This is a genomic window from Streptomyces sp. NPDC012935, assembly GCF_042900345.1.
GTDB lineage: Bacteria > Actinomycetota > Actinomycetes > Streptomycetales > Streptomycetaceae > Streptomyces.
In genome coordinates this window covers 1,114,820-1,130,447 of sequence record NZ_JBIBBC010000001.1, presented here as the reverse complement: position 1 = coordinate 1,130,447, position 15,628 = coordinate 1,114,820, and the positions used below count along the sequence as shown (strand labels likewise).

The 15,628-nt window shown below is 71.0% G+C and carries 13 protein-coding genes; 5 read left to right on the top strand and 8 right to left on the bottom strand.

Going from position 1 to position 15,628, the window contains the following annotated elements; all coding sequences use genetic code 11:
- Positions 1-30: 30 nt before the first annotated feature.
- Both ACFY5C_RS04940 and ACFY5C_RS04935 read right to left on the bottom strand, forming a co-directional pair.
- On the bottom strand, positions 31-2,850 hold the full coding sequence (locus tag ACFY5C_RS04940; RefSeq protein ID WP_389440424.1) for an AAA family ATPase: 2,820 nt from the start codon (positions 2,848-2,850) through the stop codon (positions 31-33).
- Between the two features lie 214 nt (positions 2,851-3,064).
- Entirely contained in the window at positions 3,065-3,910 is an 846-nt protein-coding gene (locus ACFY5C_RS04935; protein WP_389440724.1) for a response regulator transcription factor, read from the bottom strand.
- 129 nt (positions 3,911-4,039) lie between these two features.
- On the opposite strand from ACFY5C_RS04935, the gene ACFY5C_RS04930 reads away from it, so the two are divergent.
- A complete protein-coding gene (locus ACFY5C_RS04930) occupies positions 4,040-5,710 on the top strand; it encodes an AMP-binding protein (protein WP_389440421.1) in 1,671 nt (556 codons plus the stop codon).
- Positions 5,707-7,299 carry an AMP-binding protein gene (locus ACFY5C_RS04925; RefSeq protein WP_389440418.1) on the top strand — a complete coding sequence of 531 codons (1,593 nt, stop codon included), beginning with the start codon at positions 5,707-5,709 and terminating at the stop codon, positions 7,297-7,299. Before ACFY5C_RS04930 ends, ACFY5C_RS04925 begins: the two co-directional genes overlap by 4 nt.
- On the opposite strand, the gene ACFY5C_RS04920 is transcribed toward ACFY5C_RS04925, so the two are convergent.
- A complete protein-coding gene (locus tag ACFY5C_RS04920; protein WP_389440415.1) occupies positions 7,296-7,799 on the bottom strand; it encodes a GNAT family N-acetyltransferase in 504 nt (167 codons plus the stop codon). The genes ACFY5C_RS04925 and ACFY5C_RS04920 overlap by 4 nt on opposite strands.
- Positions 7,800-7,840: 41 nt before the next feature.
- On the bottom strand, positions 7,841-8,530 hold the full coding sequence (locus ACFY5C_RS04915) for a hypothetical protein (RefSeq protein WP_389440413.1): 690 nt from the start codon (positions 8,528-8,530) through the stop codon (positions 7,841-7,843).
- A gap of 246 nt (positions 8,531-8,776) precedes the next feature.
- Between ACFY5C_RS04915 and gcl the strand changes: the two genes are divergently transcribed.
- Entirely contained in the window at positions 8,777-10,561 is a 1,785-nt protein-coding gene (gcl, locus tag ACFY5C_RS04910) for a glyoxylate carboligase (protein ID WP_389440411.1), read from the top strand.
- A 211-nt stretch (positions 10,562-10,772) separates the two neighbouring features.
- Here gcl and ACFY5C_RS04905 read toward each other — a convergent pair whose 3' ends face one another.
- From ACFY5C_RS04905 to ACFY5C_RS04890, 4 genes are all read right to left on the bottom strand, one after another.
- Positions 10,773-11,012 (bottom strand): hypothetical protein, encoded by a 240-nt coding sequence (locus ACFY5C_RS04905; protein ID WP_389440409.1) that lies wholly within the window; start codon positions 11,010-11,012, stop codon positions 10,773-10,775.
- Positions 11,013-11,421: 409 nt separating this feature from the next.
- The gene (locus tag ACFY5C_RS04900) at positions 11,422-12,879 is read right to left on the bottom strand and encodes a catalase (protein WP_389440407.1); all 1,458 of its coding nucleotides are present in this window, start codon (positions 12,877-12,879) and stop codon (positions 11,422-11,424) included.
- Between the two features lie 197 nt (positions 12,880-13,076).
- On the bottom strand, positions 13,077-13,967 hold the full coding sequence (locus ACFY5C_RS04895; protein WP_389440405.1) for a 2-hydroxy-3-oxopropionate reductase: 891 nt from the start codon (positions 13,965-13,967) through the stop codon (positions 13,077-13,079).
- 31 nt (positions 13,968-13,998) lie between these two features.
- The gene (locus ACFY5C_RS04890) at positions 13,999-14,856 is read right to left on the bottom strand and encodes a TIM barrel protein (RefSeq protein WP_389440402.1); all 858 of its coding nucleotides are present in this window, start codon (positions 14,854-14,856) and stop codon (positions 13,999-14,001) included.
- A gap of 136 nt (positions 14,857-14,992) precedes the next feature.
- Here ACFY5C_RS04890 and ACFY5C_RS04885 point away from each other — a divergent pair, with 136 nt between their 5' ends.
- Both ACFY5C_RS04885 and ACFY5C_RS04880 read left to right on the top strand, forming a co-directional pair.
- On the top strand, positions 14,993-15,244 hold the full coding sequence (locus ACFY5C_RS04885) for a hypothetical protein (protein WP_389440400.1): 252 nt from the start codon (positions 14,993-14,995) through the stop codon (positions 15,242-15,244).
- The gene (locus tag ACFY5C_RS04880) at positions 15,241-15,609 is read left to right on the top strand and encodes a helix-turn-helix domain-containing protein (RefSeq protein ID WP_328421640.1); all 369 of its coding nucleotides are present in this window, start codon (positions 15,241-15,243) and stop codon (positions 15,607-15,609) included. The genes ACFY5C_RS04885 and ACFY5C_RS04880 overlap by 4 nt, the downstream gene beginning before the upstream one ends.
- The last annotated feature ends 19 nt before the right edge of the window (positions 15,610-15,628 follow it).

Sequence of the window (15,628 nt, the reverse complement as noted above, 5' to 3'; positions counted from 1 at the left end):
CCGGATCTCACGTAGTACGGCGCCCCGACCTCAGGTCTTGCGGCGCCCCGCCGCCAGTCTGACGATGTCGACCCGCGATCGGATCCCCAGCTTGCGATAGACGCGGGTGAGCGTCGCTTCGACCGTTTTGACGCTGATGAAAAGGCGCGCGGCGATCTCGCGGTTGGTGGCGCCCTCCATGACGAGCGCGGCGACCTGACGCTCCATCGAAGCGAGCCCGTCCAGGCCGTCGAGCCCGTCCGGGGCGGCGGCGGGGGCAGGGGCCGCCTCCGCGGGCCGCGCTGCTGCGGCCACCTCGACCTGCCGCAGCCAGGGCAGGGCCCGGCACCGGCGAAACAGCCGGGCCGCCTCGTCGTACGACGTCGGGCCGGTGGTGTCGGAGCGCAGCTGGGCCAGGGCGAAGGCGGCCCGGGCCTCCTCCAGGCTGTAGCCCAGCTTGCCCAGCCGGTCCTGGGCCGACGTCAACTGGGCCGTGGCGGCGTCGTGTTCGCCCCGCACCGCGCGGATCAGCGCCTCGGCCCGGTCCAGTACGGCCAGTACGCTCTCGCGGTCCAGCCGCAAGGCGACCTCGCGCGTGCCGTCGATGACGTCCTGCGCCTCCGCGATCTCACCGCTGCGCACCAGGGCCTCGGCCAGGTCGCCGTGCCACCGGCCGCGCGCCGGGTCGGTGATGCCGAGGCCCTGCTCCACCTCCCGCACCCGGCGCAGCGACCGCACCGCCGCCGCCACGTCCCCGGCCACCAACTGGGCGTGCCCCAGGGCGGCCAGGGCACGCGACACGTACATCTGGTCGCCGTCCTCCTCGGCGTGCGCCACCGCTTCGCGCGCCAGCTCCAGCGCCCGGTCCACCTCCCCGCCCGCGGCCTCCGCGAGCGAGGTCAGCACGGCGGAGGCCACCTCGCCGATCCCGGTGTCCCGGGCCATGCGCAGGCTCTCGCGGGCCAGGTCGAGGGCGCGTGAGCAGTGCCCGGAGTGCAGTTCGGTCTCGGCCACCCCGCGCAGGAAGTGCACCTCGCTCTCGACCGAACCGCGCCGCCGCACCTCCCGCAGCAGGGCGGTGACGGTGGCCCGCGCCTCGGCCAGTTGGTCGCTCATGATCAGCCAGCGGAAGCGGGAGTAGCCGGCGCCGTTGTGATGGCACGCCACCCTCGGGTCCTGGGGCTCCTCGAGCGCCCGCCTGATGGTGGCGGGGGCGTCCGGGTTGCCCATGAGGGTCTCGATCTGGGCCTGGAAGGCGAGCGCCATCAGCTCGGTGTACCGGTCGCCGGCCCGTGCGGCCAGCTCCGCCGCGTACGCCGCCTCGCCGCGGGCCTCGTCGAAGTCGCCCTCCACGAGCAGGGCGCGCCAGGTGAGCTGGTAGTGGACCAGGGCGAGCAGCCGCGGGTCGTCGCCGGCGTCGGCCAGGGCCTGCGGGAAGATCGCGTCGACCTCCGTCATGGCGTGGCCCGCCGTGTCGATCACGATGATCCAGGCCCGCACGCGGTCCTCGGGCACGGTCGTGCGGCTGAGCACCTCTCGGGCGATGTCCCGGGCGAGGTCGAGTTCCCCGGCGGTGATCGCGTCCTCGGCGGCGGCCAGGCGCATCAGTTCCGGGCTCGGTGCGCCGTCCGCCGGGGTGTGCCGGGCGGCGAGCAGCCCCAACTGCGCGGCCACCGAGGGCGCTCCGCGGTCCCGGGCCAGGGCGGCGGCCTCGGCGAGCCGGGCGGCGACCTCCGGGTCGGTGCCATGGGTCGCCAGGGCAAGGTGCCGCGCACGCTCGATGGGGTCGGACGCGGCCGTGGACAGCGCGGCGTGCGCGGCCCGGCGGTCCTGCGCGGGCGCCTCCGCGTACAGCGCGGCGGAGATCATCGGGTGCGCGAACCGTACGGCGGGACCCTCGGGTTCGGTGGCCAGCAGCCCTAGTTCGGCGGCCTGGGCGGTCTCGGCCTCGGCGTTGTCACGGCCGGCCGCGTGCAGCAGCGCCAGCGTGGGGCGGGCGCCGGCGCTCGCCACGAGCAGGGTGCGGCGGGCTTCCTCCGACAGCATCTCCAGGCGGTTCAGCACCAGGGCGCGCAGCGAGGTGGGCACCGGCAGGGGCTCGCCGGGGCGCGGCGGCGTGGGGTTCTCGGCCAGGGCGCGGCCCAGTTCGAGGGCGAACAGGGCGTTGCCGCCGCTGGTGCGGTGGATGTCGCGGACGGTGGAGCGGGGCAGGCCGGTATAACCGCGGTGGTCCAGCAGGGCGGACAGCTGGGCCCGGGAGAGCGGGCCCAGCCGGACGGCAAGGGTGTCCGGCGGAGACGCGCGTAGGTGGCGGTCGTACTCCTCACCCTCGGTCCGCACCGCGCACAGCATTCGCACCGGGGTGTCGCCGAGGCGCCGGGCTGCGAAACCGAGGAGTTCGGCGCTGGCCGGGTCGAGCCACTGGAGGTCGTCGGCGACGACGAGGACGGGCCCGGTGTCGGCGAGGGCGCGCAGGGCGGACAGCACGGCCAGGCGCAGCGCGAGGCCGTCCCGCTGGAGGGTGGACTCGCCGCGGCCGGTGAGGGCCGACTCCAGGGCGGTGCGCTGCGCGGCGGGCAGCCGCTCGGACACCTCGTCCAGGACCAGGCCCAGGAGGTCGGCCAGGGCGAGGAAGGGAAGATGGGATTCCGACTCCGTGGGCGAGCAGCGCAACACGGTGCGTGCCGCGCCGCCGTATTCCCCGGCCAAAGCCCTCAGGACCGTCGACTTCCCAATTCCGGCAGGTCCGTGAAGCAGCACGCTGCCGCCCCGCGCGAGCTGCTCACGCGCCGCCGTGAACAGTTCCTCCCTGCCGATGACCTGGTCGGGGCGGCAGCCGGCAGGCTCCTTGAAGTCCCGTGGCACGGTCACCGCTCCCCTCCGTGTGTCGTGTCCGGGCCAATATTAGGCAACAGGTCTTTGAATTTCGGACCGACGACATGGTGAGGCAAATAACAGCGACGGGCATAGGGAAATTCAAAGCGTGGATGAATGAATGGAGGGTCGTCGGGGTGGGCCGGCCCACGAAGGGCAACTCGCGGCCCATGTCAGGCAACCGCGGGCCCACGACAGGCAGCCCGCGGGCCTACGGCAGCAACCCCGCCCGGCGTGCCGCGACCACCGCCTCCCCGCGTGTGTGGGTGCCCAGCTTCCGCATGGCCGACCGCAGATAGCTCCTGACCGTCTCCACCCGCAGTCCCAGCCGCTCGCCGGCCACCGCGTTCGTCGAGCCGGCGGCCACGCACGCCAGCACGTCCAACTCGCGCGGGGCCAGCCGCACGCCGCTCGGCGGGTGCGCCGGGCCCTCCGCCAGCAGGCCGCAGGCGTCCAGCAGTTCCGCGCGCAGGGCGGCGTCGCCGATGCGCGGGGCCAGAGCCCGCAGCGCCGCGTGGGCATCGCGGACCCGCTCCCAGTCGGCGCCCCGGTCCGACGGCGGCGTCTCCACCGGCGGCGTCTCCACCCGCGCCGCCTTCAGCAGCCCCCGCACCTCGTCGCGCACCACCAGCGCCTGCTCGACGTCCCGTGCAGCCTCCACCGCCGCCGTCAGCGTGCGGTCGCCCAGGGGCTGGGCCGTACGCAGAGCGCCGTACAGGACACCACGCACCCGGCGTCGTACGACGACCGGGACCGCCAGCACCGAACGCAGTCCCTCCACGGCTACGGCGGCGTCGTACTCGTGGGTGATCTGCCGTGAGGCGGAGTAGTCCGTGACCGCGCACGGGCGGGCGAGGGCCACCGCCTTGCCGCCCAGGCCGTTGCCGGCGGTCACCGCGAGCCTGCTCAGGGACCCGGTGGCGGTGCCGTTCAGTTCGCTGATGCGCACGCGCGCACGCCCGGGCTCCACCAGGCCGCCGAAGGCGACCGGCAGCCCTGTCGAGCGTCGCAGGCGCAGCAGCGCGCCCCTTATCTCCACCGATGCGGCCGCGTCCACTGCCACCTGCTCGCCCTTTCCTGCGGCTTTCCCGAGCGCACACCCCCGTTCGGGGGTAGTGAGACCCACGTCACGGATTACACGATGGCAGAGGGCCGCCCGGCAAGGTTCCGGTAACCAGGAGGACAGATGACGACGGGGACGGAGGAGTTCCGCAGAGCGCGGGACTTCCTGCTCGAGCACCGCGAGGACTACACGACCGCCTACGAGGGCTTCACCTGGCCCCGGCCCGAGCGGTTCAACTGGGCGCTCGACTGGTTCGACGTCATCGCGGACGGGAACGACCGCACCGCGCTGCACATCGTCGAGGAGGACGGCAGTGAGGTCCGCCTGTCCTTCGCCGAGATGGCCGAGCGCTCCGACCGCGTCGCGGGATGGCTGCGGGCGCGCGGCGTCCGTGCCGAGGACCGCGTCCTGGTGATGCTCGGCAATCAGGCCGAGCTGTGGGAGACCGCCCTCGCCGCCATGAAGCTGCGCGCCGTCGTCATCCCGGCCACGCCGCTGCTCGGCCCCGCCGACCTGCGCGACCGGGTGGAGCGCGGACGTGTGCGGCATGTGCTCGTGCGGGCCGAGGACACCGGCAAGTTCGACGAGGTGCCCGGCCGCTACACGCGCATCAGCGTCGGCGGCGCACGCGAGGGCTGGCAGACGTACGAGGACGCGTACGCCTTCTCCGCCGACTTCACCCCCGACGGGCCGACGGCGGCCGACGATCCGCTGATGCTCTACTTCACCTCCGGCACCACCGCCCGCCCCAAGCTGGTCGAGCACACCCACACCTCGTATCCGATCGGGCACCTGGCCACCATGTACTGGATCGGCCTCGAGCCCGGCGACGTGCACCTGAACATCTCCTCGCCCGGCTGGGCCAAGCACGCCTGGTCCAACCTCTTCGCGCCGTGGAACGCGGAGGCGACCGTCTTCATCCACAACTACACACGCTTCGACCCGGCCCGCCTGATGGCCGAGATGGACCGCGCCGGCGTCACCACCTTCTGCGCCCCGCCGACCGTCTGGCGCATGCTCATCCAGGCCGACCTGAGCGTCCTGCGCAGCCGCCCGCGCGAGGTCGTCGCCGCTGGTGAGCCGCTCAACCCCGAGGTCATCGAGCGGGTCCGCGAGGCATGGGGCGTGACCATCCGGGACGGGTTCGGGCAGACCGAGACCGCGGTCCAGGTCTCCAACAGCCCCGGCCAGCCCCTGAAGACCGGTTCCATGGGCCGCCCCAGCCCCGGCTTCCGCGTGGAACTCCTCGACCCGGTCTCCGGCGCGCCCGGCGCCGACGAGGGCGAGATCGCCCTCGACCTGTCCGCCCGCCCCGTCGGCGTGATGACCGGCTACCACGGCGACGCGGACCGCACCTCGGAGGCGATGGCCGGCGGCTACTACCGCACCGGCGACATCGGCTCCCGGGACGCCGACGGCTACATCACCTACGTCGGCCGCGCGGACGACGTCTTCAAGGCGTCCGACTACAAGATCTCCCCGTTCGAGCTGGAGAGCGCCCTGCTGGAGCACGAGGCGGTGGCCGAGGCGGCCGTCGTGCCCGCGCCGGACGAGCTGCGGCTCGCGGTGCCGAAGGCGTACGTCGTCCTGGCGGAGGGCTGGGAGCCCGGCTCCGAAACGGCCAAGGTGCTCTTCGAGCACTCACGGGAGGTGCTGGCGCCGTACAAGCGCATCCGCCGCCTGGAGTTCGCGCCCCTGCCCAAAACCGTCTCCGGCAAGATCCGCCGCATCGAGCTGCGCGAGGCCACGGCAGCCGGTTCGGACGCCGAGTACCGCGAGGAGGACTTCCGGTGAGCTCAGAGCTGTCCTACACCCACGGGACGAGCCACACCGTCCTGCTGGGGGACACGATCGGGGCCAACCTGGACCGGGCCGTCGCCGCATGGCCCGACCGGGAGGCGCTGGTCGACGTGGAGTCCGGACGGCGCTGGACGTACGCCCGGTTCGCCGCCGACGTCGACGAGTTGGCGTACGCGCTGCTTGCGAGCGGTATCGCCAAGGGCGACCGGGTGGGCATCTGGGCGATCAACTGCCCCGAATGGATTCTGGTCCAGTACGCCACGGCCCGCATCGGCGCGATCATGGTGAACATCAACCCCGCCTACCGCACCCACGAGGTCGAGTACGTCCTCAACCAGGCGGGCATCTCGCTCCTCTTCGCCTCCCTGAGTCACAAGACGAGCGACTACCGGGCGATGGTCGAGCAGGTGCGCGGAAAGTGCCCGCAGCTGCGGGAGACCGTCTACATCGGGGACCCGAGCTGGGAGGCGCTGATCGCGCGGGCCACGCCCGCCCCGTTCGAGGAGCTGTCCTGCGACGACCCGATCAACATCCAGTACACGTCGGGCACGACGGGCTTCCCCAAGGGGGCCACCCTCTCCCACCACAACATCCTCAACAACGGCTACTTCGTGGGGGAGCTGATCGCGTACACGGAGCAGGACCGGGTCTGCATCCCGGTGCCCTTCTACCACTGCTTCGGCATGGTCATGGGCAACCTGGCGGCCACGTCGCACGGCGCCTGCATGGTGATCCCGGCCGCGTCCTTCGACCCGAAGGCCACGCTGGAGGCCGTCCAGCAGGAGCGCTGCACGTCCCTGTACGGCGTCCCGACCATGTTCATCGCGGAGCTGAACCTCCCCGACTTCGCGTCGTACGACCTCTCCTCCCTGCGCACCGGCATCATGGCGGGCTCGCCCTGCCCGGTGGAGGTGATGAAGCGGGTCGTCGCCGAGATGCACATGGAGGAGGTCTCCATCTGCTACGGCATGACCGAGACGTCCCCGGTGTCCCTGCAGACGCGGCGGGACGACGACCTCGAACACCGCACGTCCACGGTCGGCCGCGTCCTGCCGCACATCGAGGTGAAGATCGTCGACCCGGCGACCGGTGTGACCCAGCCGCGCGGCACGGCGGGCGAGCTGTGCACCCGCGGCTACAGCGTGATGCTCGGCTACTGGAACGAGCCCGAGAAGACCGCCGAGACCGTCGACGCGGGCCGCTGGATGCACACCGGTGACCTCGCGACGATGCGCGAGAACGGCTACGTCGAGATCGTCGGCCGCATCAAGGACATGATCATCAGGGGCGGCGAGAACATCTATCCGCGCGAGATCGAGGAGTTCCTCTACGGCCACCCCAAGATCGCCGACGTCCAGGTCGTCGGAGTGCCCCATGAACGGTACGGCGAGGAGGTACTGGCCTGCGTCATCCCGCGCGACCCGGCCGCCCCGCTGACCCTGGAGGAGCTGCGGGACTTCTGCGACGGCCAACTGGCGCACTACAAGGTTCCGAGCCGGTTGCAGATCCTCGACGCCTTTCCGATGACCGTGTCCGGGAAGGTGCGCAAGGTGGAGCTGCGCGAGAGGTTCGCGCCCGGTTAGGTCCGGCGCATGCACACGCGCGACCACCGCTCGAGGCCGAGTTCCGCCTCATGGGCACGGATCTTCCGCAGCCCTGGGGTGAGCTCGGCCTCGTCCAGGACGCGGAAGCCGAGGCGTTCGTAGTACGGCGCGTTCCACGGGACCTCGGTGAAGGTGGTCAGGGTGAGACCGGACAGGCCATCCTCGCGGGCGATACGGGCGGCGTAGGCGAGCAGGGCCCGGCCGATGCCCCTGCGAGCCGCGTCAGGGTGAACCGAGACCTGCTCGATGTGCAGGGAGCCGTCGACGGGCTCGCAGATCAGATAGCCGACCGGGGCGTCCCCCGCGCCGCAGGCGACCCAGGCGCGGCCCGCGCTGCGGTAGTGCTCCAGGACGTCCAGGGCGGGCGGCTCGTCGTCGGCGATCGCCGCCATGCCGAGGTCGCGGAAGGCGGCTCCTGCGGCGCGTTCGATGTCCTGGAGGACGGGGAGGTCGTCGGACGTCGCGGGTCGGATGCGCATGGGCCGAGTGTCCGTCGTCGTCGGCGCCGGACGCGAGCGGATTACCGGGCGCCCGTCGCGTCCAGTTCGTCGGCGAGGCTGTTGACCGGCTGGGGCGTCCCCGTCAGGTCGAGGACGAACAGGGGGGCGCCCAGGCCGTCGGCGCGGACGCGGGCGGCGGGGGCGTACCCGGCGAGAGAGAAGTAGACGCAGGCCGTGGACTCGGACATGGCGGTCAGCCACAGGCACTCCACGTCCCGCAGCGAAGCCGGAGTGACCGTCGGATCGACCTGCGCGAGGAGCCCCTGGGCGGCGATGCCGACCCCGGACGTGGGCCGCTGGTCGGCGCGGCGGATGTCCCGGTAGCCGAGCCACCGCAGATAGACGGCGGCGGCGGTGACCGCGTCACGGGCGGTGCGGATCGTGACGGGCTGGAAGGCCCGGCGGGCCGTGGGCGGCACCTCCCGCCGCGTCGCCCCCGTGTCGGCTCCCGCCTGCGCCACCGGCACCCGCACCGTCGTCCCGCAGGGGCACCCCACCTCCGGACGGGGCCAATGGCTCTCCCGGCCGCACGCCGCGCAGAGCACGCCGATCCATTCGTCGTCCCAGGCCCGGTGGGCGACGGCCGTCGCGGTCCCGTGCGGATCGAGCTCCGGGGCGACGGGCGCCCCGCACGCGCACGGATAGGCGGGTGCCTCGTAGAGATGCTCGCGCCGGCAGGCCGGGCAGCGCACCGACACGCTCTCGGACATGGCCCACTCCTGGACGACCTCGCATCGGGACAGCGCTCCCATCGTCCTCCACGTGGTGCCCGGTTGTCCGCCCGTTGACCGTCTTCGCCTCTTGACGCTCCTCAGCTACCCACTTACATTGCTTCCAGATAGTAGAAAACAGTTTCCGCAATGTGGAAAACGCAGCGCGGAACGACATCGTCACGGAATTGCTCACCGCGGGGCGCGACGGGAGTGCGAATCCGACAGCCGAAGCAGGAGTACTCAATGGCTCGTATGACCGCTGCCCGAGCGGCAGTCGAGATCCTCAAGCGCGAGGGCGTCAGCAACGCGTTCGGCGTGCCGGGCGCGGCGATCAACCCCTTCTACGCGGCGCTCAAGGCCTCCGGCGGGATCAATCACACCCTTGCCCGCCATGTGGAGGGCGCCTCGCACATGGCGGAGGGCTACACCCGCACGCACGCCGGCAACATCGGCGTCTGCATCGGCACGTCCGGCCCCGCCGGCACCGACATGATCACCGGCCTGTACTCCGCGATCGGTGACTCCATCCCGATCCTGTGCATCACGGGCCAGGCGCCGACCGCTGTGATCCACAAAGAGGACTTCCAGGCCGTCGACATCGCCTCGATCGCCAAGCCGGTCACGAAAATGTCGGTGACCGTCCTGGAGGCCGCCCAGGTCCCCGGCGTCTTCCAGCAGGCCTTCCACCTGATGCGCTCCGGCCGTCCCGGCCCGGTCCTCATCGACCTGCCGATCGACGTCCAGCTGACGGAGATCGAGTTCGACCCGGAGACCTACGAGCCCCTCCCGGTCTACAAGCCGGCCGCGACCCGTGCCCAGATCGAGAAGGCGATCGGGATGCTGAACGCGTCCGAGCGGCCGCTGATCGTCGCGGGCGGCGGTGTCATCAACGCCGACGCCGCCGAACTCCTCGTCGAGTTCGCCGAGCTGACCGGTATCCCGGTCGTCCCGACCCTGATGGGCTGGGGCCTGCTGCCCGACGACCACGAGCTGAACGCCGGCATGGTGGGCCTGCAGACCTCGCACCGCTACGGCAACGCGACCTTCCTGGAGTCCGACTTCGTCCTCGGCATCGGCAACCGCTGGGCCAACCGCCACACCGGCAAACTGGACGTCTACACGGCCGGACGCAAGTTCGTCCACGTCGACGTCGAGCCCACCCAGATCGGCAAGATCTTCGCGCCGGACTACGGCATCGCGTCGGACGCGAAGGCCGCGCTGGAGCTGTTCGTCGAGGTGGCCAAGGAGTTGAAGGCCGCAGGCAAGCTGCCGGACCGCTCCGACTGGGCCGCGTCCGCGCAGGAGAAGAAGGCGACCCTCCAGCGCCGTACGCACTTCGACAACATCCCGATCAAGCCGCAGCGCGTCTACGAGGAGATGAACAAGGCCTTCGGCCCGGAGACCCGGTACGTCTCCACCATCGGCCTCTCGCAGATCGCGGGCGCCCAGATGCTGCACGTGTTCAAGCCGCGGCACTGGATCAACTGCGGCCAGGCGGGCCCGCTGGGCTGGACGATCCCGGCGGCGCTGGGCGTGGCGAAGGCCGACCCCGAGGCGCAGGTCGTCGCCCTGTCCGGCGACTACGACTTCCAGTTCATGATCGAGGAGCTGGCGGTCGGGGCGCAGCACAAGATCCCGTATGTCCACGTCCTGGTGAACAACTCCTACCTGGGCCTGATCCGCCAGGCGCAGCGGGCGTTCGAGATCGACTTCCAGGTCAACCTGGAGTTCGAGAACATCAACTCGCCCGAGCTCGGCGTCTACGGCGTCGACCACGTCAAGGTCGCCGAGGGCCTCGGCTGCAAGGCGATCCGCGTGACCGACCCGAGCGAACTGGGCGCCGCTCTCGAGCAGGCCAAGAAGCTCGCGCAGGAGCACCAGGTCCCGGTGGTCGTCGAGGCGATCCTGGAACGCGTCACCAACATCTCCATGTCGACCACGAACGACATCAGCAACGTCGTCGAGTTCGAGGAGATCGCGACGGAGCCGGGTCACTCGCCGACGTCGATCAGGACGCTGAAGGTCTGACGCGTCCGGTACGCCCAGGGGCGGTCCAACCGAAGGGTTGGGCCGCCCCTTTTCGCGTTCCCCCGTCCGGGGCCCACCGCCCCCGTGCCGGCGGGCCCCGTGTGAGAGGAATGTGCCCGCGACAGCGGGCGGTTGAAGCCTCCCGGAGCTTGTTCAGAGGTTGATCTGAGGGTTTCGTAGCCGGCGTACGTCCGATGGCGTACGGGACCGTCTACGGCTCGTGGTGTTCCGACAGCCCGGGCCAGTCGTCGGGGCCGCCGCCCTGCCAGTCGATGAAGTCGCTCTGCGAGATGTCCGTGACATAGAGGTCGGCGAGCCGCAGGATCTCGCTGACGTCGTCCACGTGCGTGGCGATGCCCAGCGTCTCGTCGCCCTCGGTGACCCGCCGGGAGCCGTCCAGGGCCGGCGGATGGACCACGACGTGCGGATGTTCGGTCGGGTGTGCTGCCATGCCTTCAGACTCCTGCGGCCGGGCCGGATCCGCACCCCGGAATGCGCCGGGGAACGCAGAGGAGCGCCGGGCACGGGACCGTCCGTGCCCGGCGCTCTTCGGCCGGTGAGATATCCGGTTGTGGCCGTCCGACGGTGCGAGGCTGGGCGCGACAGGACGTTCGCGCCGCCGGACGGGGTCTGGAGGGGGTTCGGGACCGCGGCGGTTGCGACGGAACCGGGTGCTCCTCCCCTCAGGTCGAAGAAGGAGACCGGAACCTTTACCACCGCACTGGCTCGCACGCCGCCGCGGTCCTCGTGTTGCCCGCGCCGCGCCGAGCGACCACCCCTCATCCGGGTCGCTCGGCGTCGATGCGGGCGTTGCGTCCGTCTCATGACCTCCCGTCAGGAGACGGACGCAGCCTTGGGGTTCAGTCCTCGCGCAGGGCGCGGACCGCCTCCTCCACGCGCTTGCCGTACTCCGGGTCGGCGGCGTGGAAGTGGGCCAGGTTCTTCTCGATCACATCGTCGCGGGAGACCTGGGACAGGCCACCGGCGATGTTCGCGATCAGGCGGGACTTCTCCTCGGCGGACATCAGGCGGTACAGCTCGCCGGCCTGGAAGAAGTGGTCGTCCTTGGTGTGCAGAGGCGCCTCGTGGGTGCCCGTGTGGCCGGTCACCGCGAGCGGGGCCGACAGCGGGCGGCCGGTCTCGACCGGGCCGTCGTACGAGTTCGGCTCGTAGTTCTTCGCCCCGCGGCCCTGGGAGTTGGTCGCCATGAGGCCGTCGCGGCCGTAGTTCTGCGCGGTGGTCGCCTTCGGGGCGTTCACGGCCAGCAGGGTGTGGTTGACGCCCAGGCGGTAGCGGTGGGCGTCCGCGTAGGCGAACAGGCGGCCCTGGAGCATCTTGTCGGGGGAGGGGCCGATGCCCGGGACGAAGTTGTTCGGGGAGAACGCGGCCTGCTCGACCTCGGCGAAGACGTTGTCCGGGTTGCGGTCCAGGACCAGCCGGCCCACGCGCTGCAGCGGGTAGTCCTTGTGCGGCCACACCTTGGTGAGGTCGAACGGGTTGAAACGGTAGTCGGCCGCCTCGGCCGCCGGCATGAGCTGGACGTAGAGCGTCCACGAGGGGTGCACGCCCCGCTCGATGGCCTGGAGCAGGTCCGTCTGGTGGGAGTTGGCGTCCTTGCCGGCAAGCTCGGCGCCCTGCTCGGCGCTCAGGCAGCGGATGCCCTGGTTGGTCTTGAAGTGGTACTTGACGAAGAAGGCCTCGCCCTCGGCGTTCGTCCACTGGTAGGTGTGCGAGCCGTAGCCGTTCATGTGGCGGTACGACGCCGGGATGCCGCGGTCGCCCATCAGCCAGGTCACCTGGTGCGTGGCCTCGGGGGCGTGCGCCCAGAAGTCCCAGACGTTGTCCGGCTCCTGGCGGCCGGTGAACGGGTCGCGCTTCTGCGAGTGGATGAAGTCGGGGAACTTGATCGGGTCCTTGATGAAGAACACCGGGGTGTTGTTCCCGACGAGGTCGTAATTGCCCTCGGCCGTGTAGAACTTGACCGCGAAACCGCGCGGGTCGCGCACCGCGTCCGCCCCGCCGAGGCTGTCGGCCACGGTCGAGAAGCGCAGGAACACCTCGGTCCGCTTGCCCACCGCGCTCAGGAAGTCGGCGTGGGTGAAGCCGGTGACGTCGTCGGTCACCTCGAAGTGGCCGTAGGCGCCGGAGCCACGGGCGTGCACCACGCGCTCCGGAATGCGCTCGCGGTTGAAGCGCGCCAGCTTCTCCAGCAGGTGCTGGTCCTGGAGCAGGAGCGGGCCGCCGACGCCGGCGGAGGCTGAGTTCTGGTTGTCGGCGACCGGGGCGCCGGACTCGGTGGTGAGCACGCGCTTCGACATCGTGGACCTTCCGTGCGGGTGTCAGCGGAAACCTGTTTCCGCTTTGTGGAGCCTAGAAGTGGGGCGAACGGGCGTCAACAGTTTGTTGAATAGAATCAACGGTTTGTTGAAGGCGATTCCGGGCCGCGGCGACGCCTGGGCGCGACAGGACAGGTGTCAGCGGCGCCGCGGCCCGGAAGTATGGGGGTGGCCCGGGATCAGACCTGGGCGCCGGACAGGCGCTCCACGGCCCGCAGGAGGGCCGAGTGGTCCAGCCCACCGTCGCCCTGCGCACGCAGGGACGCGACCAGCTGGGCGACCATGCCGCCGACCGGCAGGGCGGCGCCGACGTTGCGGGCGGCGTCCGTCACGATGCCCATGTCCTTGTGGTGCAGGTCGATACGGAAGCCGGGCTTGAAGTCCCGGTTCAGGAAGTTGTCCTTCTTCCGCGTCAGCACGGTCGAGCCCGCGAGACCGCCGTTGAGGACGTCCAGCGCCGCCTGCAGGTCCACGCCGGACTTCTCCAGGAAGACCACGGCCTCGGCGCACGCCTGGATGTTCACGGCGACGATCAGCTGGTTGGCCGCCTTCACGGTCTGACCGGAGCCGTGCGGACCGCACAGCACGATGGTCTTGCCGAGGGCGTCGAAGATCGGCTTCGCCTGGTCGAAGTCGGCCTGCTCGCCACCGACCATGATGGACAGCACGGCCTCGATGGCGCCGGCCTCGCCGCCGGACACGGGGGCGTCCAGAACGCGGATGCCCTTGTCCTTGGCGGCCTTCGCCAGGTCCACCGAGGTCTGCGGGGTGATCGAGGACATGTCGATCAGCAGCGCGCCGGACTTCGCGTTCTCCAGGATGCCTGCGGGGCCGTAGGAGATGGCCTCGACCTGCGGGGAGGCCGGCACCATCGTGATGACGACGTCGGCGTCCTTCACGGCCTCGGCGATCGAACCGGCGGCGGTGCCGCCCGCGGCGGTGAGCCGGTCCAGCTTGTCCTGCTCCAGGGTGAAGCCGGTGACCTGGTAACCCGCCTTGATCAGGTTCTCGGACATGGGGGAGCCCATGATGCCGAGGCCGATCCAGGCGATCTTGGGGAGGTTGCTCATGATGGGGTGCCTCTCGAATACGGGGGTGTGTTCAGCGGGCGGCGCGCGCCTCGCGGGGCAGCCAGCCGAAGGCCTCCGCGCTGGGGCGGTCGCCCGGCTTGTACTCCAGGCCGACCCAGCCCTCGTAGCCGGCCTTCTTCAGCTGGTCGAGCAGCTCCTCCAGCGGGAGCGTGCCCGTGCCCGGGGCGCCGCGGCCCGGGTTGTCGGCGATCTGTACGTGGCCGGTCTTGTCGGCGTACCGGGCGATCACCTGCGGCAGGTCCTCGCCGTTCATGGACAGGTGGTAGAGGTCCATGAGGAACTTCGCGTTGCCCAGGCCCGTCGCCTCGTTGACCCGGTCCACGATCCCGACCGCGGCCGGCGCGCTGACCAACGGGTACAGCGGCGACTCCGGCTGGTTCAGCGCCTCGATCAGCAGGATCGCGCCGATCCGGTCGGCCGCCCGCGCCGCGAGGGTCAGGTTCTCCAGCGCGAGCGCGTCCTGCTCGGCCGGGTCCACGCCCTCGACGCGGTTGCCGTACAGGGCGTTGAGCGCCCGGCAGCCGAGGGAGGCCGCGAAGTCCGCCGCCACGTCGATGTTCGCGCGGAACCTCTCCGACTCCTCGCCCGGGATCGACAGGGCGCCACGGTCGGGGCCGGGCAGCTGGCCGGCGTAGAAGTTCAGCCCGGTGAGCTGGACGCCAGCGTCCTCGATCGCCTTCTTCAGGGCGTCGAGCTCGGACTGCTCGGGGGTGGGGGAGTCGACCCAGGGCCACCACAGCTCGACCGCGGTGAAGCCGGCCGCCGCGGCGGCCGCGGGGCGCTCCAGGAGCGGGAGTTCCGTGAAGAGGATCGACAGGTTGACGTTGAAGCGCTGCTCTGCGGCCGTGTCCGATGCAAAACCTGGCATGTCGCCGGCGCTCCCTTCCGTTCTCGAGATTCCGTATTGCGGAAGATGTTTTCTGCTTACTGGAAGATTGCCGTCGTGTGTCGAAGCTTGTCAAGAGGGGTCGGCGGAAAGCGTCACCGCGCGTTAGGTTGACCGCGTGCGATTGAGAGTGGAGTTCACGACCGAGCCCTTCGACCTCGACGAGGCGCCCGCGCATGCGCTGGCGGCCCGCGAGGTCATCGAGGCGGCCGAGCTCGACGAGGTGGACGTCGGCCCGTTCGGGAACACGGCGGAGGGCGGTGCGGACGCCGTGCTCACCGCCGTGGACGCCCTGCTGCGCAAGAGCCTGGAGGCCGGCGCGACCCGGATCTCGCTCCAGGTCAATGTGGTCGGGGAGGGTGACGCGTGACCGGCACCGGGGACGAGCCCTTCATCGCGGCCGTGAAGCCGCTGGTCGACGCCATGGGCGGCGAGATTCTCCCGCCCGACGAGGCGGGCCCCGAGGATGTCGTGCTCTCCTGGGAGGGCGCCGACGTCGTCGCCGTACGCCTGCCTCAGCTGGCCGACTCGCTGGATCACATCCTGGTCGCCATGGAGCGCAGGAAGGGCAAGCCGCTGGCCGACCTGGACCGCAAGGCCAAGCAGGAGGTCGTACGGATACTCGAGGCGCGCGGCGCCTTCTCCGTGCGGCATGGAGTGGAGACCGTGGCGAGTGCGCTCGGGGTGAGCCGCTTCACGGTCTACAACTACCTGAACCGGGAGAAGAACCCCTGAGCGGCCCGAATCGGGAGAA

Excerpts from the sequence above, each read along its gene's own strand:
- ACFY5C_RS04930 (WP_389440421.1), top strand. The coding sequence starts at position 4,040 with ATGACGACGGGGACGGAGGAGTTCCGCAGAGCGCGGGACTTCCTGCTC.
- ACFY5C_RS04905 (WP_389440409.1), bottom strand. The coding sequence starts at position 11,012 with ATGGCAGCACACCCGACCGAACATCCGCACGTCGTGGTCCATCCGCCG.
- ACFY5C_RS04920 (WP_389440415.1), bottom strand. The coding sequence starts at position 7,799 with ATGCGCATCCGACCCGCGACGTCCGACGACCTCCCCGTCCTCCAGGAC.
- ACFY5C_RS04915 (WP_389440413.1), bottom strand. The coding sequence starts at position 8,530 with ATGTCCGAGAGCGTGTCGGTGCGCTGCCCGGCCTGCCGGCGCGAGCAT.
- ACFY5C_RS04890 (WP_389440402.1), bottom strand. The coding sequence starts at position 14,856 with ATGCCAGGTTTTGCATCGGACACGGCCGCAGAGCAGCGCTTCAACGTC.
- gcl (WP_389440411.1), top strand. The coding sequence starts at position 8,777 with ATGGCTCGTATGACCGCTGCCCGAGCGGCAGTCGAGATCCTCAAGCGC.
- ACFY5C_RS04900 (WP_389440407.1), bottom strand. The coding sequence starts at position 12,879 with ATGTCGAAGCGCGTGCTCACCACCGAGTCCGGCGCCCCGGTCGCCGAC.
- ACFY5C_RS04895 (WP_389440405.1), bottom strand. The coding sequence starts at position 13,967 with ATGAGCAACCTCCCCAAGATCGCCTGGATCGGCCTCGGCATCATGGGC.